We start from the raw sequence: 26,985 nt of genomic DNA, 5'->3' as shown, positions 1-26,985 counted from the left end.
TTGCCGAAGCCGAATAAAACAATATATGTTTTTATAATATGTTATAGTCAAGGCCAGTCTTAATCTTCTCCCCCGTTTATTTTTAACCAATGAAGGGCCTGCATATGACACCTCGCTTTAGCAATCCATGGGATGAACGCTACCACAGCACCGATCATTTATATGGCGAAGCGGCCAACGTTTTTATTCAGCAGATGGCCCAGCAGTTAGCGATTTCTGGCGCTACGCTGGGCATTGCTGAAGGTGAAGGCCGTAACCTGATTTATCTGGCCGAGCGCGCCCGTGAACAGCAACTGCCGTTTGCCGGACTACTCTGGGATTATTCGACTGTTGCGCTTGAAAAAGCCCAAAAACATGCCCAGGCCAAACAGCTGACCTTGGACACCGCCGCGGTGGATTTAAGTCAGGTAGAATGGCCGGAAAACCAGTTTCAGCATGCGATTTGCGTGTTTGGTCATGTCAATCAGCCGACCCAGCAGAAATTACTGCACGGCGTGCGTCATAGCCTGAAATCCGGTGGCTGGTTCATTGGCGAGGTCTATTCCAAAGCACAACTGGCCTATGCCACCGGTGGCCCGGGCAATCCTGACATGCTGTATGATCCACGTGATTTTCTAGGGATCTTCCAGCAAGATCATCTGCTGCATTTCTTTGTCGGTGAAGTGGAACGTCATGAAGGACAGCTGCATCAGGGGAAGTCGCATGTGATTCAGTTTGCCATTCAAATCCGTAAATAAAGCATAAAAAAGGAGGATGAATCTGCATTGATTCATCCTCCTGCAATTCGATTCCTGCTGCTTACTGGCTTATCCGCCTTTTTCAATCTGGTCCAGAATGGCACATTCCGCGCTGTGATTGCCCTGACAATGCTGCGCAGATTGCTGCAACAAATTGACCATGTCCTGTAAACGCTGGATTTTCTGGTTCAGCTCATCAATATGTTTTAAGGTCAGCGCTTTCACTTCTGCACTCTGGCGGCCGCTATTTTTCCACAATGAAATCAGTTCTTTCATTTGCTCGGTAGAAAAGCCCAGCTCGCGGGCATGACGAATAAAATTCAGGGTTTTTAAATCCTGCTCGGAATAGACCCGATAACCGGCAGCACTGCGCTGGGCAGCCGTGAGCAGGCCGATACTTTCATAATAACGGATCATTTTGGCAGAGATGCCCGACTGCTTTGCGGCTTGACCAATATTCACATGCTTCTCGCTCAATACGGCGGTTTAAGACCTGCCTCCGATCTTAAACCGAAAATGTCCTGACGCCAACGGCTATTGCAGCGGCGCGGCAAAGCGCTTCAGGCGTAAAGCATTGCCCAGCACAAACACGGATGACAGTGCCATTGCGCCTGCAGCAAACATCGGCGACAGTAAAATGCCCCACAGCGGATACAGCACGCCGGCGGCAATCGGAATTAAGGCCACGTTATAAACAAAGGCCCAAAACAGGTTCTGGCGGATATTGCGGATAGTGGCCTGACTTAAAGCAATCGCATTGGGAATGCCTTTTAAACTGCCGGACATCAGCACCACATCGGCGGCTTCAATGGCTACATCGGTACCGGTGCCAATGGCCAGCCCGACATCGGCCTGTGCCAGCGCCGGGGCATCATTAATCCCATCGCCGACAAAGGCCAGACGGCCATATTGCTGCTGCAATTCACGTACACTATCGACTTTGCCTTCCGGCAGAACTTCGGCAACCACAGTATCAATTTTTAGCTGCCGGGCAATCGCTTCGGCGGTATGCCGGTTATCGCCGGTGATCATTGCCACTTTTACGCCCAACTGATGCAAGGCTTCAATCGCGGCAAAGGTGCTGTCTTTGATTGGATCGGCCACGGCAATGATGGCCGCCAGTTGATCCTCTACCGCCACATACAGTGGTGTTTTTCCCTCCTGCCCCAAACGTACCGCAACCTGATCAAAGGCTGTGGTACTTAAACCCAGCTGATGCATATAACGGTCGGCCCCGATATGCAGCCATTGACCATTGACCTGCCCTTTCACGCCGGACCCGACAATCGAATCAAAATCGCTCACAGCTGGTAAAGATAAGCCTTGTTGCTGGGCAGCTTCGACAATAGCAAAGGCAATCGGATGCTCCGACTTGGCTTCTACCGCCGCCACCCAGCTTAATAATTGTGTCTGCTCAAAACCGGCCTGTACATGAAAATCGGTCAGTTGCGGCTTGCCTTCGGTTAAGGTGCCGGTTTTATCCACCGCCACCACCTGCGCTTCCTGTAACAGCTGCAAGGCTTCGCCTTTACGGAACAGAATGCCCATTTCTGCCCCACGTCCAGTGCCGACCATAATCGAGGTTGGAGTGGCCAGCCCCATAGCACATGGACAGGCAATAATCAGCACCGCTACAGCATTGACCAGACCAAAGGTCAGCGCCGGTTCAGGACCAAAAATCAGCCAGACCAGAAAGGTCAGCACAGCCATTAGCATTACGGCTGGCACAAACCACATGGTGACTTTATCGACCAGCGCCTGAATGGGCAGTTTGGAGCCTTGCGCCTGCTCGACCATGCGGATAATTTGCGCCAGCACCGAATCTGCCCCCACCGCAGTTGCGCGGATGCTCAGGCTGCCATTCTGGTTGATGGTGCCGCCCACCACGGCGCTGCCTGCCATTTTTTCTACTGGCAGCGGCTCTCCGCTAATCATCGATTCATCGACATAACTGCGGCCGTCCAGCACTTCCCCATCCACCGGAATCCGCTCTCCTGGGCGGATATCGACCTGCATACCCGAGCTGACTTCAGCCAGCGGTACTTCCACACTTTGGCCATTACGTACAATGCGGGCGGTTTTTGGCTGCATGCCGATCAGGTGCTGAATTGCCTGCGAGGTGCGGCCTTTGGCTTTGGCTTCAAAATAGCGTCCCAGCAAAATCAGGCTGACAATCACCGCGGCAGCTTCAAAATAGACATTGACCGTGCCTTCCGGTAACAGCTGTGGCATAAAAGTCGCCACCACCGAAAAGCTGTATGCGGCCAGGGTTCCGACTGCCACCAGCGAGTTCATATCCGGCGCGAAACGCAGCAAGGCCGGAATGCCTTTTTGATAAAAACGCCGGCCCGGAAATAGCAATACCAGCGTGGTCAACACGAACTGCAACAGCCAGCTCGGCATCTGCCCGATCTGATGCATGACCCACATATGAAAAGCCGGAATTAAATGCGAGCCCATTTCCAGCACAAATACCGGAATGGCCAGCACCAGGGAAATTATCAGATCACGTTTTAATTGCTGCTGCTCGCTGGCTTTCTGATCGGCCTGTTCAGTGGTGGTCGTGGTCTGCAGCTGGGCATCATAACCAGCCTTACGGATGGCCTGAATCAGTTTATCGGCACTGACCGTAGTATCGGCTTCGACCCAAGCCTGTTCAGTGGCCAGATTGACATTGGCTTGCTGCACACCCGGCACTTTTTTCAGGGCTTTTTCTACCCGCGCCACGCAGGAGGCACAGGTCATACCGTCAATTGACAATTCGATGGGTGCCGCGACGACCACATCATAACCGGCGCGCTCAACCGCTTTGACCAAAGCAGCCCGGTCAAGTGGCGCGGACGATTCAACCACGGCCTGTTCGGTGGCCAGATTGACATTGGCCTGCTCGACCCCATCCACTTTTTTTAAGGCTTTTTCCACCCGGCCTACGCATGAAGCACAGGTCATGCCCTGAATAGACAATGTTTCACGAAAAACAGCAGATGAATTTGAGATGCTCATGCCCTACCTCGGCCAATACCCGGATTTCCCTACAGCATACAGATTGACATCATGGGAAGGTCAAGTCTCTGCGCATAAAAATTTGGCTTGACCTTCCCATCATGACAAGCTTTAAACTGGAAACATCTTCACATGACTCATGGAGCATCTTAATGAAACTGCATATTGCCAATATGACTTGCGGCGGCTGCGCCCGCGGTGTGACAGCCACCATTCAGGATGTGGACCCGAATGCCAAAGTTGACATTGATCTGGACAGTAAAATCGTGACCGTTGACAGCAGTGCCAGCGTAGATCAGCTGGTGGCGGCGCTGAATGAAGATGGCTTCCCGCCAGAAGTGCAATAATTTCCAGGCACCCTCAAAACCGCTACTGTCCAATACACTGCTAGCGTCAAATAAAATCGCCTCCGTGATGCGGGCATCAGGGAGGCGGCAAAAGACGAATGACCTATAACGGACAACGGGACATGCAATAGGTCATTCGAAACCGGACAAAAAACAAAACACGCTTAAACTTAAATATGCTTAAACAGCGCCGAACGGGCCGAACCGGATGCCCCATCGGCCGCACTCAGGAAGCGTTCGGTGTGGATGTCACGTTCAAACAGGCGGCTTTGCATTAAGGTTGAAATCGCGGCATCAATCATCACCGGTGGACCGCATAAATAGGCTTTGTGACCACTGCATTTGTGTTCAAAATAATCCGCCACTGCTTCATGTACATAGCCGTTAAAGCCAGTCCATTGATCTTCCGCCTGCGCGGCATTCAGCGCCGGAATATAACGGAAGTTCGGATAGTCCTTGACCAGCTGCTCAAACAGTTCGCGGTTATACAGTTCGCTTAAATCTCGCGCGCCCTGGAACAGGTAAATAATCCGGCTGTCACCCTGTTCCAGTAAGTCCAGAATCATGGATTGTGGGCTGGATAAACCCGAACCGCCAGCAATAAAGATCACATCCTGATCATCAGATTTACGCACAAAGAACTGTCCATACGGCCCGGACAATTGCAGTTCTTCACCCACACTCAGTTGTTCGTGCACATAACTGGTGGCTGCGCCGCCTTCAACTTTACGAATATGCAACTCGATAATACCGGCTTCACTTGGCGCATTGGCAATCGAGAAAGCGCGCGTGCCGTCAACACCCGGAAACTGGATATTGATGTATTGCCCGGCCTGAAACTGCATTGGACGGTCAATCTGTAAACGCAGCCCTTTAATGGTCGGTGACAGGTCTTTTATTTCCAGCACCGTGGCCAGATAATCTTCCACCAGATAGCCCATGAAATCTTCATCTTCATCGACATCGGCTTCAATAATCATGTCAGATTCTGGTTTGCAGCAGCAGGCCAGCACCTTGTTTTCTTCACGTTCGATATCCATTAAGGCAAACGGCGATGCCTCTCCAACATCATAAAAACCGTCCGTGACCTGGACTTTGCAGGTGCCGCAGGTGCCATGCCCGCAGGCAAAGGGTAACCACACGCCTTGACGTAAAGCGGCATCGAGAATGGTCTGGTCTTCTTCCACGTCAATGGTGGTGCCAATCGGTTCAATGGTAACTTGATAACTCATGCGCATTCTCCTTAAACGTGGGCACCCTGATAGCCTTTTAGTTCCGGGCTAACAAAACGCAGCAGGGATTTGTGGTCAAAGCCCAGCTCGGCCAGAGTTTTGGAAAAATCGGTCTGTAAAGGTTCATGGTTTAATACAAACTGCACCGTTGACCAGTCCAGCTGCTCAAAGTCGGGATGCTGATGAAAACCGGCCTGAATCTGCTGATCGATCAGATCCTGCAAGGTCTGCTGCGGTGACACCACAAAGGCATGGGCCGCACAATATAAGGTGTGATGATCCCAGCCAATATACAACAGCATGTTGTCGCCATAATGATGCTGGGCATCGCGCGGTTCGAATTGATAATGGTCTTGAATTGCACGTACAGTCATGAGAAATCTCCTAATTCCTTGAGCGGGTCATTGGCAGCAATGACCCGATTCCATTTTTTATGCGGCGTCGCCTTTCCATTTTTTCCAGCGCTGCTGATCTGGCGAGCCTTCAATGTCCAGGTTGTCTGCACCGACATTGAAGTGATAATAATCACGCAGGATGCTCTCCAGATCTGGCCCGCCACAGTTGCCCTGTAAAATCTGGTTCACTGGCAGCCAGGCCTGAATATATTTTTCCGGTTCACGTTCAAAGATGTCGTGGCAGCCATCGGAACAGGTGTGATAACGCTCGCCCTGATAGATGCTGTCGCGATAGCTGAACATGGTCGGGTCGCCGCCCATTTCAGTAAAGGTCATTGGAATCTGGCAGACCTGACACAATTGCGGTAAACCGGCGCTATAGAAGCGTTTGCCTTCGGCTTCCATCTTGCGGGCCAGTTCCCAGCGTGGACGATAATATTTGTCAAAGGTGTCCGGATATTTGGCCGACAGCCAGTCCATTTCTTCATCGGTTGGAATCCAGGTGTGGAAACCGGCAGCATGGCCAAAGTTATAGAAAATCCACCAGGCCTGATGCGACACATGCTCTTTTTCTTTCTCGATCACTTCCGAATATTTCGGCATACGGATGCCATAACGGCCCAGGTCTTTAAACAGTGCCCCGCCGGCTTCTTCAAAGTAGGTTTCCCAAGCTTCTTTCCAGGACATGACTTTATTTGGCAGCATGTAGTCCATCATCATGCCAACAATTGATAATAAGCGTGTGCCGCGCCAGAACCATTTATCAATCCATTCCTGCACAATTGGCACGTTATCTTCATGCTGTTCCAGCAGGAATTTGACAATTTCCAGGCCCAAGGTCATGTGACGTGCTTCATCGGACTGGGCACTAAAACCAAAAGTCACGGTGGCCATATCACCGTTATAGGCCGCACCAGACATAAATGGCACAAACAGCAGGTTGGTCAGCACATATTCAAAGGCAAAGCTGATCGCCAACAGGAATTCAAATGGCCCGGCTGAACGCGCATCTTCAAAGAATGATTTAGGCACAGATAAATACCAGACCCGATCATGCATATGCGCCCAGTCCTGAAAGCCATCAAAGAACTTGTTGTAATGGCTCATGGCATGAATCTGGGTCTGTACATGACGCAGCTCATCAATCGACTGCATTTGCGAAGCAATCCGCGCACCAATGCCACTGAACTGACGGCCGACATGGGCATAACCCTGATAGGCCTGATATTCTAGCGGGGTAACCGCGGTTAAAAACAGCTTGATCGCATTTAAATAACGTTCATTGGAGACATTCATCTGACCGTTGTTCTGCGCGAATGCATCAAAAATGGCGTAGAGTTTTTTCTCTTTTTCGGCCTGATATTTCCAGTAGGCATCCATGGTTAAACGGAACGGATCTTCCCATTTTGACCAGTCGGTAATTTTAATGCCTTCAAATTCTTCATACGGAAATGCGGCTTTACGGTCGGCATAGGAAAAATCCCAGTCCAGATCACGGGTCAGCATCCGGTAACGGTCTTTGGCATTCAGTTTTTTCTGTGCAGTTTTGGCTTGTGTATTCATTTTGATCATCCTGTTCAATTTTTCCAGTGCAGGCACTCAGGCCTTGGCATGTTGTCTGTTTAATTCCATTTCAGCTGGAAGCTGTCATCATCTTCCTCGACATTGCCGCCCAGAGTAATCATGTTGAGCTGTAATTCCTGGATGTCCCAATCCTGACCCAGTTTTTCCGACACGGTTTCAGCCCGTACAATCAGACCGGTTTCGCTTTCAATGCGGATCATGGCCGGTAAATACTGGATGCTGGCATCCGGGTTATCCTGTTCAATCGCTTCGACGATATAGCGTGAAGTGTCGTTATCTTGCAGGGCTAAATAAACTTTTGAGCTCATGAGGCATCTCCTTATGCGGCTGAGGCGTGTTGAATCTGTAAACCGGCTTTCTTGCAACGTTCCTGAATCAGGTTCATGGCGGATTCCACCGATGCACTACCCAGTGCGAGCGTGGCCCAGCTAGAAAAGGCCTGTTCCACTTGGGGCAGCAGTTCTTCAATCCAGCCCTGAATCAGCTGCTGGTTATGCTCCGATTCTGCGACTGCAGTTTTCAACACACTGTCAGACCATTTACGTAAATCGTTCAGGCAGTCCTGCATAAACTCGGTCAGCATGGCAATATCGCGTGCGCCCTGCTCGACCAGCCATTGATCCAGCTCGCCATACACCAGCTGCTGCAACATGCTGTCGATCATCAGGTTTTGTAATAAAAACAGTTTGAACCAGTCCTGCTCGGTCAGGCTGACTTCACATAAACGGCGCAGCGGCTGCCAGGCGGCATCTTCCATCCAGGCAGTTTTGGCGTGCTGCAAAGCCTCACCACGATTGCCATCGAGCAGCAAACCAATTCGTGACAGATACTGCGCCATGCCCAAACGGTCCATTGCGGCAAAAATACAGGCCTGGGTGATAACCGTGCCATAGCCATAGGCACTGCCCGACATCATGTGCAGATTGGCAGTCTGTTCGACATAACGAAATGGCAACAGGCACTGCATCAGTTTTTGCTGAACTGCCTCGGACAGGTTCGCCACCAGTTCGCGCTTTTCAAAAAAGGCATAATTGCTTTCGGCAATATCCTGCAAACGCGCGCGATGCTGCACATAGGCGCCATAATAAAACTGGCGCGGATCTTTAAAGGCATACCAGTCCTGCATCAGCAGTGCGGTATGGGTTGGATCATTTAAGGTTTTTTCCGGTTTCCATAGCGGACGATAATGGAAATTGGCCGCCGCCTGCACATCAAAGCTGACTTCCTGATAACGTGTGGCCGGCTTGTTGCCAAAACGGCGTTCAATATAGGCATAGGTCTGGCGGATGGGTTCAACGCTGGATGTTTTAATTTCTAAAGTCATCATTATCTCCTTATCGACTTAAGACTGATCTTCTTGATCTGACAGATACTGTGTCGGGCGCACCATGCTCGGTTCTACGCCATAACGCCATTTATCTTCCTGGGCATCATTCCAGGCCTGTTGTGCGGCGCTCATTTCCACCACCTGATGCATGGCACAAAATTCCTGGAAAGCCTGCTGGGGCAGAACCAGCTCGACAAATAGCGTCGGGTCCTGAATGGCAAAATCAAATTCGACAAATTTGGCCTGTGGATCACCGGTAATCCGGATGTATTTGGTCAATGCCGTTGGGCGTGCAGTGTGCGTCATCATGACCTTCCTTTTTCATTGCCACCAAAATCATTTCAGTGTGGCAAGCACGGAGCTTGCAGCTTTATTTACTTAAAGCATTTCAAAAGGCGTGCCAACTTTTATAAATTATTGATATTTATATTTTTATTTAAATTGGCTTAAAAATACAGAGATGAGATGGACGAGAAATTTCATGTTTTGCTGAAAGATATTTTGCTGAATTTCAGCATTTGATGAACTTAAACGCATACTGAAGTTTTAGACATTTGTATATTGCTAAAATTTCAACTTATTGATTTATGAGCACTATATTTAAAAGGTATAAGATTATGCGCTTTTAATCCTCACCTCCGTGGTCGGAATTGGTTAAGATCAATCCATGCTTGTGACTTGCCAAAATGGATGATTGGCTATGCCCCATACCCAGGACCTTAAACACTACAAACAGCTGCTGGAACACAATCAGGACATTCAGGATCTGCTCGACAAAATCCAGTTTGATACCGAACACGGTCAGATCTGGTTTGAAGAAAACCGAATGCTGCTGATTCATAGCGGCATCATGGGCTATTTGCGCAAAGACCTGTATCAGATGCTGGGCTATGAACGCACCAAACACTTTTTTATCCGCTGCGGCTATCAGGCCGGGATGCGCGATGCCGAAGTCACCTCACGACTGCGTCCGAACTTAAATGAAGTGGAAGCCTTTATGGCCGGCCCGCAGATGCACGGTATTCGCGGCATGGTCCAGGTTACAGTCAATGACCTGCGTTTAAGTCATGACCAGCATCAGTTTTATGCCGATTTTAACTGGCTTAACTCTTTTGAAGCCGAAGTGCATTTATCTGAATTTGGCGCAGCCGATGAACCGGCCTGCTGGATGCTGCTCGGTTATGCCTGCGGCTATAGCAGCTATGTGATGGGTCAAACCATTATTTATCAGGAAACCCATTGCGTGGCCAAAGGCGATGACTGCTGCCGGATTATCGGCAAACCGCTGGCCGACTGGGAAAATGCCAATGAACTGATCCGCTTTATGTCACCCGATCCGGTGTCGGACAAGATTATTGCCTTGCAGGCAGAGCTGAACCAGCTGAAACAGACCATCTACACCGATGCTGAAGCCGACTACACCATGTTTAATGCTATCGGTGAATCGGCGGCCTATCGCAAGGTCTGCGACCTCCTGAAAAAGGCCGCAGGCAGTAACGTCGCAGTCCTGCTACAGGGCGAAACCGGGGTCGGTAAAGAAGCCTTTGCCCGCGGGATTCATCAGGCCAGCCAGCGCCGCCAGCAACCGTTTGTCGCAGTCAACTGTGCCTGTATTCCTCCCGACCTGATTGAAGCCGAACTGTTCGGGGTGGAAAAAGGTGCCTATACCGGCGCCAACCAGTCACGTGCAGGCAAGTTTGAACGCGCAGATGGCGGCACCATTTTTCTGGATGAAGTGATTGAACTGTCACCGCGTGCGCAGGCCGCTCTGTTACGCATGTTACAGGAAGGCGAATTTGAACGGGTTGGTGATTATCGGACCCGCAAAGTCGATGTGCGTATTGTCGCCGCCACCAACGAAGATCTGGAACAGGCAGTCAAAGCTGGCCGTTTCCGTGCCGATTTATTTTATCGGCTGAATATTTTTCCGGTACAGATTCCGCCACTGCGCGAGCGTCGTGAAGATATTCCGCTATTGGTCAATCATTTCCTGAAACGCTTTGAAAACCTGTATGGCAAAGCCCTGCCTGGCCTGAGTGACAAAGCCAAAAATTATGTGATGAGTTATGAATGGCCCGGCAATATCCGTGAGCTAGAAAACCTGCTGGAACGCGCCACCTTACTGACCGATGACCAGCAGGAAATTAAACTAAGCTGCCTGTTTCCGCAGTTAAAGCAGCAGGCTGAAAATTCAACCTCCTCCAATTCAATTGAAACCCTGTTGACTGAGGATTTTTCTTTGGAACGGCATGAGCAGGAAATTATTCTAACCGCCATGCAGCGTAGCCAGCAGAATATTTCTGAAGCGGCACGTTTACTGGGGATTAGTCGGGCAACACTGGATTACCGGTTAAAGAAATATCAGATGGTTTAAAATTTAATACAGCAAAGTTCAGGTCAAATTCGGACCTGAATTTAGGTGAGCCAATATCTCCTTAAACCAATAATTTAATATTAATCGCAGCTATTGAGTATTTAGTTTAAGAATAGGCTTTGTTGCACAAAGATTTCATAATTATATGATTTTAAAAGTTTTGATTATTTTTGATCCAAAATTAAATTTATTTAAATCAGATGCTTACATATTTATGCAACAAAGCCCATCATGATTTAAACGACGAATCGTTTCACTATCTTCTTTCTTTTCTATCGCTCTTTTTTCAAGCCATTTTCCTGCAATCACCTGAAATGTATGATCTAACTCATGCTTACGCTGGTGTTTATGTTGCAAACGTTGTGCTGCAGGATCAATGCCCTTTTGAATAAGCACTTTATATTCATCTCAAACTTTACGAGCCTCTTCCAAAGACATCTCAGGGTATGTACCAAGTGATATTTCATTACGCTTGCTCGTATATGGGCGAGTATAATTAAATATCCAATACCGACTCCCATTCGGATCAACACGAAAGTAGAGATTTCCACCATCACCTATTTTTTTACTCTTTTGCGGATCAGCCTTAAGTTTTTTAATTTGTAGCGCTGTGAGCTTATTCTGGGTACGTGCCATAATAAAAAACCACGCAAAAAAAAATGTAGTAAGTTTTAACTTACTACATTTCTTACTACTTTATAACTGTCGATTTACGTCAAGTGTCAACGTGCGTCGTATCGTTATATTCCAACTTTAACCAATATAATCAACCGCTTATATTGTGTTTAGTGACGTTGGACAGTGCTGTTTGGCGGAAGCGGTGAGATTCGAACTCACGGAGGACTCACACCCTCGTCGGTTTTCAAGACCGGTGCATTAAACCGCTCTGCCACGCTTCCATGTGCGCCATAATACGAAGCTTTTTTCCATCTGACAAGTAAAAATTACATTCAAGTGACTCAAATGAATATTGTTTCATCAAATGTTTAAAGTTTGGCGGCCAATTCAGCACCTTCGCGAATGGCGCGCTTGGCATCCAGTTCTGCTGCCAGTTTTGCCCCGCCAATAATGTGATATTGCGCCAAGGTCTGCTGGCCAGTTGCCGGCATAATCTCTTTAACAGATTCCTGCCCGGCACAGACCACCACGGTATCGACTCGCAATAACTGGTCATGGCCATCCATTTCTACCCACAAGCCTTCATCACCAATGGCTTTATATTGCACCCCACGCAACATGCGTACGCCGTGCTTTTTCAGTTGTGCACGATGCACCCAGCCGGTGGTTTTACCTAAGCCGGCACCCAATGGCGTGGTTTTACGCTGCAACAAATAAATTTCACGCACAGGGGGATGAATTTCCGGTGCCTGCATACCACCTTCAGACATATAGTGTGGATTTAAATCGACGCCCCACTCGCGTTTCCAGTCCTCCACAGGTTGCGGCTGTGGCTGCTGCTCCGGTTTTAATAAAAACTCGGACACATCAAAGCCAATGCCACCGGCACCGATCACCGCCACTTTATAACCGACAGGCGCGCCATTGAGTACTTCGGCATAAGACAGAACCTGTGGTAAATCGCTGCCCGGAATGTTGAGTGCACGCGGCACCACGCCAGTGGCAACAATCACCTCATCAAAGCCTTCACGTTCCAGCTGCTCGCGGTTGACTTTGGTATTCAGACGTACATCTACGCCAGTTTTTTCCAGCTGCACCTTAAAATAGCGGATGGTTTCGTGGAATTCTTCTTTGCCCGGAATCACTTTGGCCAGATTAAACTGCCCGCCGACATCGGCATTGGCTTCAAATAATGTCACCTGATGACCACGGCCTGCAGCCACCGTTGCAGCAGACATACCAGCGACTCCACCGCCCACCACGGCAATTCGTTTTGGCTGTTTGGTTTTAACATAGACCAGTTCGGTTTCATAACCTGCACGCGGATTGACCAGACAGGTCGCGCGCTGGTTTTTAAAGGTATGATCCAGACAGGCCTGATTACAAGCAATACAGGTATTGATTTCATCGACCCGGTTGGTGGCTGTTTTATTGACCCAGAAAGCATCGGCCAGTAAAGGACGCGCCATCTGAATCATGTCGGCTTTGCCCGCTGCCAGAATTTCTTCGGCCGTATCTGGCATATTAATCCGGTTAGAAGCAATCACCGGAATCGACACTTGCTGTTTCACGGCTGCGGTGTAATCGACAAACGCCGCGCGCGGCACCGAAGTCACAATGGTCGGAATACGCGCTTCATGCCAGCCAATACCGGTATTCAGTAAAGTCACACCGGCCTGTTCCAAAGCTTTGGCTACCGTGATGACTTCATCCATAGTGTTGCCATCATGTACCAGATCCAGCATCGACAGACGGAAACAGATAATAAACTTATCGCCAATTTCTGCACGAATGGCTTTGACAATTTCCACAGCAAAGCGCATTCGGTTTTCAATCGGGCCACCCCAACGGTCATTGCGCTGATTGACATGACGGCTTAAAAACTGGTTTAGCAAATAGCCTTCAGAACCCATGATTTCCACGCCATCATAACCGGCTTTTTTGGCCAGACTGGCGGTTTTCACATAGTCCTGAATGGTGTTTAAAATCTGTTTATCGCTGAGTTGGCGCGGTTTAAATGGTGAAATTGGCGATTTAATCGGGCTAGCCGACACCACAAAAGGCTGATAGCCATAACGGCCGGCATGCAGAATCTGCAACAGGATTTTGGCGCCATGCTTATGTACTGCATGTGTCACCAGTCGATGCGGTGCAATATCCCCCAAGGTATTCATGGTGCCGCCGGCCGGTAATAACCAGCCCTGACGGTTCGGGGAAATCCCGCCCGTAATAATCAGGCCAACGCCGCCTTTGGCACGCTCACCAAAATAGGCCGCCAGTTTCGGATAATTATAAAAACGGTCTTCCAGACCGGTATGCATGGACCCCATCACCACCCGGTTTTTCAGGGTAGTAAAACCTAAATGTAATGGACTGAGCAGATGTGCATAGCTTGTTGTCATCATGTATTCCTGTACGCTGGCTTTGCAACTTGTTGCATAATACTGTAGCGATTTTTTATTATTTGTTTATGGCATTTTCAAAAAATTATCATGACAAACTGCCAATGTCAGTTCTGCCACTGCTTGCTGCTGCTTTTCCATAGTGCAATTGCACCGAGCACCGTGCCAATTGGAAAGCTTAATAACATTAGCACGGCCAAAATACGCGACAGTGTGCGTCCTTCACCATCGCCCCGTTTCACTTTTAAACAGGCGCTGATATTCAGATAAATCAACAGCAGCATCAAGGCCATCACAATCACTAAATTGACTGTGGCAATACTGCGCTGCTGATATTCCAGATACAGGAACACCACCGCACTAAAACTGAGTAAACCGGCATAAATACCATGAACCAGCGCCAGGGTTTCATTGCGGTTATTGTTGGAGATCAATGGGGGCGGTGTGACATTGGGCTGCATCGGCATTTCCTCTCTATGGTTATGAATTGTTCTATCATACTCAAGCCAGGAATGGGCTGCTGTGGCCGAAAATAAACTGAAACCGATGAAAAAAGTCTAACTTTTTTCAGAAAGCAAATTTTTCAGAAAACATCGTTTCGGAAAAGTGCTACAATAGCGCCATTTTCGAATTCTCCTTGGCCACCATTTTGGTTGCCTATATTCATAAGTTAGGACTCGCAATGACTGATAATGCAACGATCTTGCAAAGCGTACCAGTAGGCAAAAAAGTGGGTATCGCCTTCTCTGGTGGTCTAGATACTTCTGCTGCTTTATTGTGGATGAAACAAAAAGGCGCTGAACCTTATGCCTACACAGCAAACTTGGGTCAGCCAGATGAAGATGATTACGATGCTATTCCGAAGAAAGCGGAAGCCTATGGCGCAGTAAAAGCACGCTTAATCGACTGCCGTTTACAGCTTGCACTTGAAGGTATTGCTGCAATTCAGTGTGGCGCGTTCCACATTTCAACAGGTGGTGTGCCTTACTTCAACACCACACCACTAGGCCGTGCAGTTACCGGGACCATGCTGGTTACTGCCATGAAAGAAGATGACGTGAACATCTGGGGTGATGGTTCAACCTATAAAGGTAACGACATCGAGCGTTTCTACCGTTACGGCTTACTGACCAACCCGGCGCTCAAAATTTACAAGCCGTGGTTAGACCAGACCTTTATTGATGAGCTAGGCGGCCGTGCAGAAATGTCACAGTTCCTGATCGACAACGGCTTCGACTATAAAATGTCAAAAGAAAAAGCCTACTCGACTGACTCGAACATGCTGGGTGCAACGCACGAAGCCAAAGATCTGGAATACCTGAATGCCGGTATCAAGATTGTTGAGCCAATCATGGGCGTTGCGTTCTGGAAAGATGACGTTGAAATTGCACCTGAAGAAGTTTCAATTACCTTTGAAGAAGGTTTCCCGGTTGCACTGAATGGCCGTCGTATCGAAGATCCGGTAGAGTTCATTCTGGAAGCCAACCGCATTGGTGGCCGTCACGGTCTGGGGATGTCGGATCAGATCGAAAACCGTATCATTGAAGCGAAATCTCGTGGTATTTACGAGGCTCCGGGTATGGCGCTGCTGCACATCGCTTACGAGCGTTTAGTGACAGGTATTCATAACGAAGACACCATCGAACAATACCGTATTAACGGTTTACGTTTAGGCCGTTTACTGTATCAAGGCCGCTGGTTCGATTCTCAAGCACTGATGCTGCGTGAAACTGCACAGCGTTGGGTTGCGAAAGCCATTACTGGTACGGTGACTTTAGAACTGCGTCGTGGTAATGACTACACCATCATGAATACTGAATCTGAAAACCTCACCTATGAAGCTGAGCGTTTGACCATGGAAAAAGGTGATTCAATGTTCACGCCAATGGACCGTATTGGTCAGTTAACCATGCGTAACCTGGACATTACCGATACCCGTCAAAAACTTGGCATTTATACCGGTGCCGGTTTACTGGCCGTGGGTACAGGTTCTGCTGTTCCACAATTAAAAGACAAGAAATAAGTTGTCTCTATGAAAAAACCGCCTTCGGGGCGGTTTTTTTGTACTTGCTGTTTGGGATTTATTCTAAACCTTGCAGAATATCGCTGACCTGCGCGGTCTGATAATAAATCTGGTTCCGGCCGAGTTTTTTCGCCCGGTACAGCGCCTGGTCGGCACGGCTAATCAGATCATCCTTGGAAATCTCGAGCTCGCCTTTATACACGGTAAAACCCAGGCTGATAGTAATGATATCGGACACACTGGATTTTTCATGTGGAATGGCCAGCCGTTCAATCGCCCTAAAAATATTTGACGCCACCGCATAAGCACCATGCGCATCAGTTTCAGGCAGCAACACCACAAATTCTTCGCCACCATAGCGCGCCACAAAATCCATATGCCGAATCGCGTCTTTAATGGACTTGGCCACTGATGAAATGACTTCATCACCTTTTTGATGGCCATAAAAATCATTAAACAGCTTAAAGAAATCGACATCAATAAATAGCAAGGACAAGGGCCGTTCATCATGCCGCGCCTGCTCATAATAGCTGTTCAGCATTTCATCAAAGTTGCGCCGGTTCGACACTTTGGTCAGTGCATCATGCTGGCTTAAATGCAGCAATTCTTCACTGTTAATCCGGTTAATTTTCTCGCCGAGTTTCGCCTGCTGCATCACCAGAAAGATCATCCGCTCTCGGGTACACAGCATTTTACTCATTAAAAAACCCATCACTACGCTGCCGATGAGCACCCGCGCCATCACCATCACATCAATTGGAATGTAAAAGGTAAACAGCATGACCATGGTCATGACTGCCGCCATTAATCCGGTCAGCAGCATATGAAATGGTTTTACCCCGGTCAGCACATAGCCCATGATGTAAATGATACAGATGATCATCATGGCCTGATATTTCAGTGCTTCGGTATACACGGTCATGGTGAGCCAGGTCATCGACAGGATGGCCCAGAACACCAGCGCCATGGCGGCATAGGCAAAATAGCGCCGCAGGATTTTATAATGGGCAAAGAAAAACAGCGTCAGCAGACACAGGCCACCATTGAGTAGCCCGAGCAGACAGCGGATAAAATCATGCCAGAAATGTTGCGGCTGGATAATCCAGTAATCCCCGGGAATGACCAGCATGGTCAGAATAAAATAGACCAGCACCCCCGACCAGAAATACTGGTTAATATTATGCCGGGCCCGCTCCAAATACTGCTGCCAGAATTCCTGTTCCAGCTGTTTCGGAAACACCTGACCCGCGCTGCGTCGTTGCCGGGCAATCAGTGCCTCTATTTTTTCCTTGTCGTATTGCAATTGGACAAGCTTATATTTGTATTCCATTGACATAAAATATAATTTTTATAGTCGCTTAAAAATAACACAAAATGATAAAAATTAATTCAATATAAGGCATCTTTTGTCTAGATTTGACGTTATCATTGTCAGGTTTATAGATTATCATTCCATTTATTTTTCGATCGGCATCACCTTGAATACGATTACTCTTTTACAGCCAGATGACTGGCATGCTCACTTACGTGACGGTTTAGCATTAAAACGTACAGTTCCAGATCTTGCCAAACAGTTTGCACGTGCGATCTGTATGCCGAATCTTGTCCCGCCTGTAAAAACCGTGGAAGAAGCGATCAGCTATCGTGAACGCATTATGGCGCATGTGCCAGAAGGCGTGGCGTTTGATCCGCGCATGGTACTGTATTTCACCGATCAGACTTCGCCAGCCGAAGTGAAAAAAATTAAAGACTCCGAGCATGTCAATGCCATCAAGCTGTATCCGGCTGGTGCGACCACCAACTCGGACAATGGAGTCAGCGACATCCGTAAAGTCTATGCGGTGATTGAACAGTTAGAAGAACATCAGGTGCCGCTGCTGTTACACGGCGAAGTGACCCATCAGCATGTCGATATTTTTGACCGTGAAAAACGCTTCCTCGATGAAGTATTGGCACCTTTATTAAAACAGTTCCCGAAACTGAAACTGGTGCTAGAACACATCACCACCAGCGAAGCAGCACACTTTGTCCTGGAGCAGGACCGTAACGTAGCGGCTACCATTACTCCGCAACATTTGCTATTTAACCGCAATGACATGCTGGTTGGTGGAGTTAAACCACACTTCTACTGCCTGCCTATTTTAAAACGTCAAACCCATCAGCAGACCTTGCTGGAAGTGGCAACCAGTGGCAACCCAAAATTCTTCCTCGGAACCGACAGTGCGCCGCATTCTAAAAATGCCAAAGAAAATGCCTGTGGCTGTGCCGGCTGCTATAGCGCACCAACTGCCATTGAGCTGTATGCGCAAGCCTTTGACCAGGTCGGTAAACTGGACCGCCTAGAAGGTTTTGCCAGCCACTTTGGCGCAGACTTCTATGGTTTGCCGCGTAATACTGGTACGATTACCCTGGTCAAAGAAGACCAAGTGATTCCTGCAAGTTTAGACTATTTGGATGGTGAACAGATTGTTCCGCTATATGCCGGTCAAACCATCCAATGGAGAAAAGTGTGACAGACGAAACTCTACCTTTAATTGGTCAGCGTTTCCGTGGATTCTTACCTGTTGTGGTCGATGTCGAAACAGCAGGTTTTAATTCGCAAACCGATGCCTTACTTGAAATAGCCGCCATTCCGATTGTGTTTAATGCGGAAGGCCATTTTGTTCCGGGTCAGGCCTATCATGCGCATATTAATCCGTTTGAAGGGGCCAATCTGGACCGTCGTTCACTCGACTTTATCGGGATTGATCCGTTCAACCCGATGCGTATGGCCATGGCTGAAGATGAAAAAACGGCGCTGAAACGTATTTTTAAATCCGTGAATGAAGTGCGTCGCCAGCAAAACTGTACTCATGCAGTGCTGGTCGGCCACAATGCGCATTTTGATCTGGGCTTTTTACAGGCGGCCATTGCCCGTACCAGTACCAAAAACCAGAATCCGTTTCATAGCTTTTCCGTACTCGATACCGTAACCTTAAGCGCAGTGATGTTCGGTCAAACGGTACTGGCCAAATCCTGTATTCAGGCCGGCATTGAATTTGATGGCAAAGAAGCGCACTCTGCCCTGTACGACACACAAAAGACCGCGGAACTGTTCTGTTATATTTTAAACAAACTCACCCCGCATCTACTTGACACCTTGGTGGCGGATCAATAAGATACCGCCATCTTCTAAACGTCCCTATCGTCTAGAGGCCTAGGACATCGCCCTTTCACGGCGGTAACCGGGGTTCGAATCCCCGTAGGGACGCCATCTACATTTCTCTCCTCCTCCTCTTTTATTTATTCTTCTTTGCACAGCACTGTTGTTTATTTAAGCTGTTATTGCAAATAATTCTCATTTCTATTGATTAAGCCCATCAAGTTAATGATAATCGCTTGCATTATCTTTTACAAAAAACACATCTCATGCGTTTTGCCTATTCCAGCTTGTCTGTGGCCATTTTAAGTAGCTTCAGCTCCCTTAGTTTTGCTGAACAGATTCAAGAATCAGAACACACCGCCCCATCTCCCTCGCTCAAACTGTCGACCATTGTGGTCGAGGCCAAAGAGGAAAATGCGCTGGGAAAAACAGTCTATAATCAGGAAGATTTAAAGAAAAGCCCGAATAGCAGCAAGAACATCACCGAATTTTTAAAGGTGAATCCGAACGTGCAGCTCGGTCACCGCTTTCGCAGCAGCTTGCAGCAAGGTGAACTGAACGCGGCCGATATCAGTATTAATGGCGGATTGGCTTACGATAACAAGATTCTGATCAATGGCCTCGCCATCAACAATACGATTAATCCGGTGGGGGCACAGCAATCCAATCATCCCAACCAGCTAATGGGCAATTCACAGGCCGCTGCCATCAATACCGACCTACTGTGCAAACTGACCGTGTTAGACAGTAATATCGGGGCGGAATATGGAGAATTTACCGGTGGCGTGATTTCTGCCGAAACCTGCGCTCCGCAAACCGAAATTGGTAAAATTCACGGTTCGCTCAGTTATGACTACACCTCGGATGCCTGGTCAAAAGTCAATTTCCCCTCTCAGGACAGCCGTGATGCTTTTGAAGATTCGAGCGATGAATCGGCACAGCCCTACTTCACCAAACAGGGCATCAGCCTGAACAGTTATGGCCGGCTCAGTGAACAATGGGGTTTTAATGCCTTTGCTTCATACCGGCATTCAGCCATTCCCTTAAAAACAGATTTTGCCGAATCAGGGCAATTTGAACAGCAGCGTCAGGCCCGCAATGCCGGTGTGGAATTATTTTATGATCCCTCTGAACGTACTTCGTTTAAGCTGGGTGCGAGCTTTTTGGAAAATGATGGACTGTATTTTAAATCCAATATCCGTGATTCTGAATCGACCCAGCACTCGAACAGCCAGAACCTGTATTTTAATCTGAACAACCAGCTCGACAGTGTCTTGCTGACCCAGCAGCTGAACTATCAACGCCAGCAAGCGGGACGTCAGGCTGCCCAGAATCACTATAGCTGGCTCAACTCGAGCAGCAAAAACTGGGGCAAGGACAAATATAGCTTTGAAGGTCATATGGGCGGCTTAAAGCAGCAAGAAAGCCGGCTGGAATACACCATTAAAGCCCTGTTTGAGCCGATTGAAACCGCATCTTTGCGGCATCAGTTTAAAATCGGGGCCGGCTATGGCCATTATGCTGCTTACTGGCAACGCCCTGAAACTGCCCACGTATATGCCACGCCTTTAAATTTAAGCGGCGCCGACTGCCAGTCTGATAATGGCACTCTATATAATGCCTGTGATACTGCGCCAAGTCTGGATGATAAATATCAAGGCCAGTATTTAAGCAGCAAAACCAGCTATTATGCCGGTCAACTGGATATCCGTCAGGATCGCTGGCATGCCTTTATTGAAGACCAGATTCACTGGAATCAGTATCTGAGCGCAACCTTGGGCTTCCGGAGTGACTATGATTCCATCCATAAACAGAACAATGTTGCCCCCAGAACCGCACTAGAAATCCGTCCTTTTGGTAATGAGCGCTTAACCCTGTTGGGTGGCTGGAACCGCTATTACGGGCTAAATGCGTTTGTGAATGAACTGAATGACCGGATTGACCAGTTTGAGCAAAAATATACACGCACGCAGCTGGAACAAGGCTGGACACCCAAAACCGCAGGAAAGACCAGTTTCACCTATCGCTCCAAGCTACAAACCCCGTATAGCGATGAAACCGTACTCGGCCTGAGTTCCAAACTGAACAATACCGCACTCAGCCTGAAATGGGTCAACCGTGACAATCAGGACCAGTTACGTAAAACTAAAATGAATCTGGAAGATCTGAGTTATAGCTATGACAATCGCGGTCGCTCTGTATCCGATATTTATTCACTTTCCATCCGCAACCTGGCGCCACTGGCATTTTTAGGTGCACAGCATCGTCTGGCCCTGAATGCAGACTATACCGAAACCACGCGCAATTTTGATCATTACGACAGTACCGATATTCTGACCGCCACCCCGCAAGTCTATTATAAGGGGCAACTGATTGATGCCGAGGATCGCCCTGCCCATGAGTTTCATGTGCCGTGGACCGTGCGTCTGAACTGGGAGATGCAGTTTGACCGCCTGCCGCTAACGCTCAGCCATTTCCTGAGTTATCAGGGTAAAGTTGATGCCCTAAAACGTGAGGCCAAAGGCTATACCGACGCACAGGGCGTGCAGCATGATGCCTATACGCCGTACACCACCCAGAACAAGTTTTATTGGGACTTAAAAGCCAGCTACCGGATTCCATCTTTTAAAGATACTCAAACCATTTTGGGTCTGACTATTAACAATGTCACCAACCGCGCCAACAGCTTTATTGACAGCAGCGGCAGCGCCCAGCCCGACATTGGCCGGCAGTTTATTGCCGATGTGACCTTTAAATTCTAGCGTGGAAATATGCACAGGCTTGCACTTTTAGACTGTGCATCCGCTATAATTGCAGTAATTTCCCATGCTTTTTTTATAAGACAATGTTAAAAAAGATTTTTCTGGTTCTGATTATTTTGCTGCCTTCGGTGCTTTATCTGTACATTGTGTCGCGTGATAGCAAAGCACCGCAAGCGCCCGCACCGGCTGAACAGGCCGCGCCGCAGCCACAAGCACCTGAGTACCAAACCCCGGACCACTAAATGTGGTCTTTTTTATCTCCAGTACGATGAGTCGTGCAGATGCTCATGGGTTAAAATCCGGTGCAGATTGAAGTGCTTATTAAAAACCGGGTGGCCATCATCAAACGATAAATTTTCCAACAGCCTAAACAGATACTTTTTAGACAAATAAATCCAAATCGTGGAATTATTCCCGTCATCAAATTGACATCTTTGAGGCAAATCCCTAATATAGCCCTCACCTCGCAACGTCCCTATCGTCTAGAGGCCTAGGACATCGCCCTTTCACGGCGGTAACCGGGGTTCGAATCCCCGTAGGGACGCCATCTAAATCGCGCCAGACGATTACTTCTAACCCAATTGTTTTGATTATTGATTGCAGATTTGTAGTTTTTCTCTACAATAGCCTGCTTCTCTATTCTTTTATTCTCCTACTCTTATGCAGACATCTCATTCTCCGAATGATGCTACGCATCAGGGCAATTCTGCGCCTTTAAAACGCGCTATGAGTACTCGACATCTGGTTATGATTTCACTTGGTGGTGCAATCGGAACTGGTTTATTTTTAGGTTCGGGTGAAGTCATTGCACAAACGGGGCCTGTAGGTGCCATTCTTGCTTATTTTCTGGGCGGCGTGATCGCTTACATGGTTATGCTGTGTTTGGGCGAACTGGCTGTCCATATGCCTGAATCCGGTTCTTTTGGTGCTTATGCCAAACGTTATATTGGACCCGGAACAGGCTATACCGTCACCTGGCTGTACTGGCTAACCTGGTCAGTCACCCTGGGGACTGAATTTACCGCAGCCGCCCTGCTGATGCAGGAGTGGTTCCCGCACATCTCGATGTGGTTATGGACCATTATTTTTGGGGTATTTGTCTTTACCTTAAATATGGTGTCTAGCCGCTGGTTTGCTGAATCCGAATTCTGGCTGGCACTGGTCAAAGTCGTGACCGTGGTGGCCTTTATTCTGCTCGGTCTGCTGGCCATTTTCGGCGTGATCGGCTATCAGGGCTATGAATCTGCGCCGCTGTTTAGCAATTTAACCGCACAGGGCTGGTTCCCGGAAGGTTTATTCCCGATTTTCACCACCATGCTGATTGTGAACTTTGCCTTCTCTGGCACCGAACTGATTGGTGTGGCCGCTGGTGAAACCAAAGACCCGGCCAAAAACGTTCCAAAAGCCATCAACACCGCAATTTTCCGCCTGCTGATTTTCTTTGTCGGAACCATTCTGGTTGTGACTGCGTTATTGCCGCATCAGGAAGCCGGTCTGGCCGCTGAGGGCGTGAGTAGCAGTCCATTTGTGACCGTGTTCCAGCACATCGGGATTCCATACGCAGAAGATATTATCCGCTTCGTGATTATTACCGCCTTACTGTCTGCCGCCAACTCAGGTTTGTTTGCAGCATCGCGGATGATGTGGTCATTGTCGTATCAGAAGCAGTTGCCGCAGGTTTTCTCCAAGGTCAACTCGCGTGGTATTCCTTATGTGGCAGTGATGGTCACCATGCTGGGCGCAATGCCAGGCTTGCTGTCTGAGCAGTTTGCACCTGAGCTGATTTTTACCAACCTGCTCGGTATTGCGGCCTTTACCATGGTGGTGGTCTGGATGAGTATCTGCTTAAGTCATTTCAACTTCCGCCGTGAATGGTATAAACAGGGTCGTAGCGTGAAAGAGCTGGGCTTTGCCGCACCATTGTTCCCGATTGTGCCAATTCTGGGCTTTGTATTCTGTCTGATTACCTGTTTGAGTATGGTGTTTGATCCATCCATGCGCATCAGTTTCTTTGGCTGTTTAATCTTTATTGCAGCCTGCTATATCAGCTATTACCGTTTTTATCATAAAAAAATCTGATCAGGATTTGCAGTAAAGAGCGGCCCCGGCCGCTCTTTTTTTATCTATACTGTTAAATAAAGCCATTCTTATTCACATGCTGGCCCTACAATGAATATTATTTGCATTCATGGGATGAATCAGCAACACCAGACTGCCGATTCACTGCGTCGACTGTGGTTATCAATACTGGAGCAGGGTTTAAAACGCAGCCAGCAGTCCCATTTTTTGCCGATTTAAAACAGGCCATCTGTATGCCGTTTTATGGCGATCTGCTCTCCAAACATCATCTGCAAAATACTTTAAATGCCAGCACCCTGATGCCGCAGCACTGGCCGCATTTTCCACTGCTACATCCAGTCAAAATTCAAAAACCGACCACAATGGTGGAAGAACATCGCCCCGGCGATTGCAATATTCCGCATCTGCAAGTCTATGATGCGCTCAACTTTAACCAGAAACTGAAATGGCTTAGTGCTTTAAGCCGGGATATTGCACTGCGTGATTTTGCCCGGCTGATCAATTATTTTCCCAAACTGCATGCCAGCTTGTTGCATAAATTTCTGGTCGAAGCCTATTTATACCTGGCCGATCCGCATTTTATTCAAGAGGTACACAGCCGGATTTATGCCCAGCTCTGTCAGGATAACACCCATATTATTCTGGCGCATTCCTTAGGCACGGTAATTGCCTATAATCTGTTAATTCAGCATCCGGAACTGAATATTGCACGCTTTATTACCCTCGATTCGCCGCTGGCCTTTCGGGTGATTCAGGAGCATTTACAACAGCCGATTCAGCGCCCCACTGCCCTGCATGGCGACTGGATTAATTTTTATTCTCCGGATGATTTTCTGACCGCCTTTCCACTGTCGGAACCACCGTTTCATTTTAAACCGGCCATTCTGAACCGGCAGGTACAAACTCCGGTAGATCGTCCTCATGAAGTCTATGGCTATTTGCAGCATCCCCAAGTCTTAGAGGCCTTGGTCGAGTTACTGCCAGAAAGTGCTTAAATTGAGGGAATTTTCACCTGATTTATGCAAATTGTTCTAAATTTATTCGCTTAAAAGCCTTGCAGCCAGAAAATTGTAGAAAAGCGTTTGACACCCTCCTTTTTTCACCCTAATATACGCCCACCTCTGAAACGTCCCTATCGTCTAGAGGCCTAGGACATCGCCCTTTCACGGCGGTAACCGGGGTTCGAATCCCCGTAGGGACGCCAATTTCAGAAGTAATATTTTATTAAGTCCCTATCGTCTAGAGGCCTAGGACATCGCCCTTTCACGGCGGTAACCGGGGTTCGAATCCCCGTAGGGACGCCACTCCTTCCAATCAAAAGAAGCGGTTTAAAATATTCTTCTGCACTGTCCCTATCGTCTAGAGGCCTAGGACATCGCCCTTTCACGGCGGTAACCGGGGTTCGAATCCCCGTAGGGACGCCATATTCGGGTCACACACGTGATTCATAAAAAAGCCCAAGCATTGCGACTTGGGCTTTTTTATTGCTGCAACTTTTTATTTGTACAGAACGGGAGCTAGGAAAAATACTATCACCCGTTTAAAACAGTCATACCACCTGCACCCAGATCCTCATCCACTTCATACAATCTCCTGTGAATATGGATGGAAATGCTCAAAAAGGCTGAATAAAGCGTAGATGGGGAATCGGGATGGATCACCCTCATTCCCCATTTCTGTTTAGGCCGATTTACGCGAGTTAATCTGCCCTTTAATTACCGCGGTCAAATTGCCTTTTAAATATTTAAAAAATACTTTTAAAGGCGAGAGTTTTGGATTCGGCTGTTTGCCTTGGGCAATGTCCTTAAACTGCGCGGCATACCAGATAATTTCCATAATTGCCATTTTATCGACCAGTGGAATGCCGGTCTTAATTTTATCGACACCATAACGCACATCTTGCCCTGCCAGCAAACGATGCGCCAGATCTGGCTCCACCGCAAATGGGCGAGCAATCCCGATAAAATCACAGGCGCCGCTGGCCAGTGCCGTATTCATGCCCTGTACGGTCCGGAAACCGCCGGTCACCATTAAATGACAACGAACTTCCTGACGGATCCGTTCTGCAAACTCCAAGAAGTAGGCTTCACGCGCCAGAGTTGAGGCTTTGCGTTTTTCCGCTTTCACTCCAGCCATAGCCGGTGCTTCATAAGTCCCCCCCGATACTTCAATCAGGTCAATTCCGGCAGCATCAATCGCTTTAAAGACCTGAATCACATCTTCCTCACTAATACCACCGCGCTGGAAATCCGCCGAGTTCAGCTTGACTGAGATGATAAAATCTTCAGAGGTCGCAGCGCGCACCGCCTGATAAATTTCCAGCAAAAAGCGCATCCGGTTGTCAATCGAGCCACCCCAACGATCTTGGCGTTTATTGGTTAGCGGTGATAAAAACTGGCTGATTAAGTAGCCATGTGCGCCATGCAGCTGCACCCCTTCAAAACCGGCCTGCTCACAGATCTGCGCTGCGCGGGCAAAGCGCTGGATAATATCAAGAATCTCATCTTCACGCAGTTCACGCGGTGTGCCAAAGGTGGTGGCCAAGGCCGGGCTAAACGGTACGGCGGAAGGCGCGACGGTTTCTTTGTTCAGGCCTTTCGGACATTGCCGTCCCGGATGCGACAGCTGCACCAGTTGCACCATGCCATACTGCTTGCCAATCTGTGCCCACTGTTGCAACTTGGCCAGATCACGTTCTGATTCAATGGCCACCACGCCCGGTTCATTTTTGGCACGAATATCCACCATGACATTGCCGGTAATGGCACAGCCCAGCCCACCCTTGGCCCAGGCCTCATATAAGCCCAAATGTAACTGGTTCGGCTGACCAGCCGTATTGGCCAGCGCCTCACTCATAGCGCCTTTAATGATGCGGTTTTTAAATGTGGTCTTTCTAATTTGAAGCTGATCTGCAATCTGGCTCATTGGTCAATCCTGACATTGTGGTCTAGAGCAAATAC

General features: G+C 48.3%; 21 protein-coding genes, 6 tRNA genes and 2 pseudogenes. 15 read left to right on the top strand and 14 right to left on the bottom strand.

The annotated features are described in order from the left end of the window. The first annotated feature begins 104 nt into the window (after window positions 1-104). Window positions 105-737 carry a class I SAM-dependent methyltransferase gene (locus FTT68_RS03990; protein WP_180056515.1) on the top strand — a complete coding sequence of 211 codons (633 nt, stop codon included), beginning with the start codon at window positions 105-107 and terminating at the stop codon, window positions 735-737. A 69-nt stretch (window positions 738-806) separates the two neighbouring features. Here the strand turns inward: FTT68_RS03990 and cueR are convergent, their stop codons facing one another. Together cueR and FTT68_RS03980 are read right to left on the bottom strand one after the other, a co-directional pair. After that, window positions 807-1,199: a Cu(I)-responsive transcriptional regulator gene (cueR, locus tag FTT68_RS03985; protein WP_005179173.1), complete on the bottom strand. Its 393-nt coding sequence runs from the start codon at window positions 1,197-1,199 to the stop codon at window positions 807-809. Window positions 1,200-1,271: 72 nt separating this feature from the next. Then, window positions 1,272-3,740, bottom strand: a complete 2,469-nt coding sequence (locus FTT68_RS03980; protein ID WP_104473198.1) for a heavy metal translocating P-type ATPase — start codon at window positions 3,738-3,740, stop codon at window positions 1,272-1,274. A gap of 152 nt (window positions 3,741-3,892) precedes the next feature. On the opposite strand from FTT68_RS03980, the gene FTT68_RS03975 reads away from it, so the two are divergent. After that, window positions 3,893-4,087 carry a heavy-metal-associated domain-containing protein gene (locus tag FTT68_RS03975; RefSeq protein WP_005179178.1) on the top strand — a complete coding sequence of 65 codons (195 nt, stop codon included), beginning with the start codon at window positions 3,893-3,895 and terminating at the stop codon, window positions 4,085-4,087. A gap of 170 nt (window positions 4,088-4,257) precedes the next feature. Here the strand turns inward: FTT68_RS03975 and FTT68_RS03970 are convergent, their stop codons facing one another. From FTT68_RS03970 to FTT68_RS03945, 6 genes are read right to left on the bottom strand one after another with little or no spacing between them, the layout of a single operon-like run. Further along, window positions 4,258-5,319, bottom strand: a complete 1,062-nt coding sequence (locus FTT68_RS03970) for an NADH:ubiquinone reductase (Na(+)-transporting) subunit F (RefSeq protein WP_180056513.1) — start codon at window positions 5,317-5,319, stop codon at window positions 4,258-4,260. A gap of 11 nt (window positions 5,320-5,330) precedes the next feature. Further along, entirely contained in the window at window positions 5,331-5,693 is a 363-nt protein-coding gene (locus tag FTT68_RS03965; RefSeq protein WP_075168173.1) for a phenol hydroxylase subunit P4, read from the bottom strand. A 57-nt stretch (window positions 5,694-5,750) separates the two neighbouring features. After that, on the bottom strand, window positions 5,751-7,277 hold the full coding sequence (locus FTT68_RS03960; RefSeq protein ID WP_075168172.1) for an aromatic/alkene/methane monooxygenase hydroxylase/oxygenase subunit alpha: 1,527 nt from the start codon (window positions 7,275-7,277) through the stop codon (window positions 5,751-5,753). 59 nt (window positions 7,278-7,336) lie between these two features. Next, window positions 7,337-7,606, bottom strand: coding sequence for an MmoB/DmpM family protein (locus FTT68_RS03955; RefSeq protein ID WP_075168171.1), 270 nt, complete (start codon window positions 7,604-7,606; stop codon window positions 7,337-7,339). An 11-nt stretch (window positions 7,607-7,617) separates the two neighbouring features. Next, a complete protein-coding gene (locus FTT68_RS03950) occupies window positions 7,618-8,622 on the bottom strand; it encodes an aromatic/alkene monooxygenase hydroxylase subunit beta (RefSeq protein ID WP_168384574.1) in 1,005 nt (334 codons plus the stop codon). 18 nt (window positions 8,623-8,640) lie between these two features. Continuing rightward, the gene (locus tag FTT68_RS03945) at window positions 8,641-8,931 is read right to left on the bottom strand and encodes a phenol hydroxylase subunit (RefSeq protein WP_104489758.1); all 291 of its coding nucleotides are present in this window, start codon (window positions 8,929-8,931) and stop codon (window positions 8,641-8,643) included. A gap of 394 nt (window positions 8,932-9,325) precedes the next feature. On the opposite strand from FTT68_RS03945, the gene mobR reads away from it, so the two are divergent. Further along, window positions 9,326-10,999 carry a phenol degradation transcriptional regulator MobR gene (mobR, locus tag FTT68_RS03940; RefSeq protein ID WP_180056511.1) on the top strand — a complete coding sequence of 558 codons (1,674 nt, stop codon included), beginning with the start codon at window positions 9,326-9,328 and terminating at the stop codon, window positions 10,997-10,999. Window positions 11,000-11,227: 228 nt separating this feature from the next. Here the strand turns inward: mobR and FTT68_RS03935 are convergent. The 4 genes and pseudogenes from FTT68_RS03935 to FTT68_RS03920 all read right to left on the bottom strand — a co-directional run. Next, window positions 11,228-11,635: pseudogene (locus FTT68_RS03935) on the bottom strand (Arm DNA-binding domain-containing protein); the annotation flags it as partial. Window positions 11,636-11,808: 173 nt separating this feature from the next. Continuing rightward, a tRNA-Ser gene (locus tag FTT68_RS03930) sits at window positions 11,809-11,898 on the bottom strand. Between the two features lie 87 nt (window positions 11,899-11,985). Continuing rightward, window positions 11,986-14,022 (bottom strand): NADPH-dependent 2,4-dienoyl-CoA reductase, encoded by a 2,037-nt coding sequence (locus FTT68_RS03925; RefSeq protein WP_180036460.1) that lies wholly within the window; start codon window positions 14,020-14,022, stop codon window positions 11,986-11,988. Window positions 14,023-14,126: 104 nt separating this feature from the next. Beyond that, on the bottom strand, window positions 14,127-14,480 hold the full coding sequence (locus FTT68_RS03920) for a hypothetical protein (protein WP_005179182.1): 354 nt from the start codon (window positions 14,478-14,480) through the stop codon (window positions 14,127-14,129). Between the two features lie 221 nt (window positions 14,481-14,701). Between FTT68_RS03920 and argG the strand changes: the two genes are divergently transcribed. Continuing rightward, the gene (gene argG, locus FTT68_RS03915; RefSeq protein WP_005179184.1) at window positions 14,702-16,042 is read left to right on the top strand and encodes an argininosuccinate synthase; all 1,341 of its coding nucleotides are present in this window, start codon (window positions 14,702-14,704) and stop codon (window positions 16,040-16,042) included. A 58-nt stretch (window positions 16,043-16,100) separates the two neighbouring features. On the opposite strand, the gene FTT68_RS03910 is transcribed toward argG, so the two are convergent. After that, entirely contained in the window at window positions 16,101-17,372 is a 1,272-nt protein-coding gene (locus FTT68_RS03910; RefSeq protein WP_005179187.1) for a GGDEF domain-containing protein, read from the bottom strand. A gap of 148 nt (window positions 17,373-17,520) precedes the next feature. On the opposite strand from FTT68_RS03910, the gene pyrC reads away from it, so the two are divergent. The 11 genes and pseudogenes from pyrC to FTT68_RS03855 all read left to right on the top strand — a co-directional run bounded on the left by pyrC (window position 17,521) and on the right by FTT68_RS03855 (window position 25,449). Beyond that, complete coding sequence (gene pyrC, locus FTT68_RS03905; protein WP_034597856.1) at window positions 17,521-18,555, top strand: dihydroorotase; 1,035 nt, start codon at window positions 17,521-17,523, stop codon at window positions 18,553-18,555. After that, window positions 18,540-19,199 (top strand): ribonuclease T, encoded by a 660-nt coding sequence (gene rnt, locus FTT68_RS03900; protein ID WP_075167718.1) that lies wholly within the window; start codon window positions 18,540-18,542, stop codon window positions 19,197-19,199. Before pyrC ends, rnt begins: the two co-directional genes overlap by 16 nt. Before the next feature lie 20 nt (window positions 19,200-19,219). Beyond that, window positions 19,220-19,295: transfer RNA gene (locus tag FTT68_RS03895), tRNA-Glu, on the top strand. Window positions 19,296-19,450: 155 nt separating this feature from the next. Further along, the gene (locus FTT68_RS03890; protein WP_180175219.1) at window positions 19,451-21,946 is read left to right on the top strand and encodes a TonB-dependent siderophore receptor; all 2,496 of its coding nucleotides are present in this window, start codon (window positions 19,451-19,453) and stop codon (window positions 21,944-21,946) included. A gap of 83 nt (window positions 21,947-22,029) precedes the next feature. After that, the gene (locus FTT68_RS03885; RefSeq protein ID WP_168382599.1) at window positions 22,030-22,188 is read left to right on the top strand and encodes a hypothetical protein; all 159 of its coding nucleotides are present in this window, start codon (window positions 22,030-22,032) and stop codon (window positions 22,186-22,188) included. Window positions 22,189-22,417: 229 nt separating this feature from the next. Continuing rightward, a tRNA-Glu gene (locus FTT68_RS03880) sits at window positions 22,418-22,493 on the top strand. Window positions 22,494-22,606: 113 nt separating this feature from the next. After that, entirely contained in the window at window positions 22,607-24,025 is a 1,419-nt protein-coding gene (locus FTT68_RS03875; protein ID WP_005179201.1) for an amino acid permease, read from the top strand. Window positions 24,026-24,115: 90 nt separating this feature from the next. Continuing rightward, window positions 24,116-25,020 (top strand): annotated as a pseudogene (locus FTT68_RS03870) (alpha/beta hydrolase). A 133-nt stretch (window positions 25,021-25,153) separates the two neighbouring features. Continuing rightward, window positions 25,154-25,229 (top strand) — tRNA-Glu (locus tag FTT68_RS03865). A 24-nt stretch (window positions 25,230-25,253) separates the two neighbouring features. Then, window positions 25,254-25,329 (top strand) — tRNA-Glu (locus FTT68_RS03860). 44 nt (window positions 25,330-25,373) lie between these two features. After that, window positions 25,374-25,449, top strand: a tRNA-Glu gene (locus FTT68_RS03855). 256 nt (window positions 25,450-25,705) lie between these two features. On the opposite strand, the gene FTT68_RS03850 is transcribed toward FTT68_RS03855, so the two are convergent. Next, window positions 25,706-26,950 carry an NADH:flavin oxidoreductase/NADH oxidase family protein gene (locus FTT68_RS03850; protein WP_075174999.1) on the bottom strand — a complete coding sequence of 415 codons (1,245 nt, stop codon included), beginning with the start codon at window positions 26,948-26,950 and terminating at the stop codon, window positions 25,706-25,708. Between the last annotated feature and the right edge of the window lie 35 nt (window positions 26,951-26,985).

It is taken from the genome of Acinetobacter sp. Q85-2 (assembly GCF_013420555.1).
Taxonomy (GTDB): domain Bacteria; phylum Pseudomonadota; class Gammaproteobacteria; order Pseudomonadales; family Moraxellaceae; genus Acinetobacter; species Acinetobacter indicus.
The sequence above is the reverse complement of the archived record's forward strand: the minus strand, read 5'-3'. Positions and strand labels throughout refer to the sequence as shown.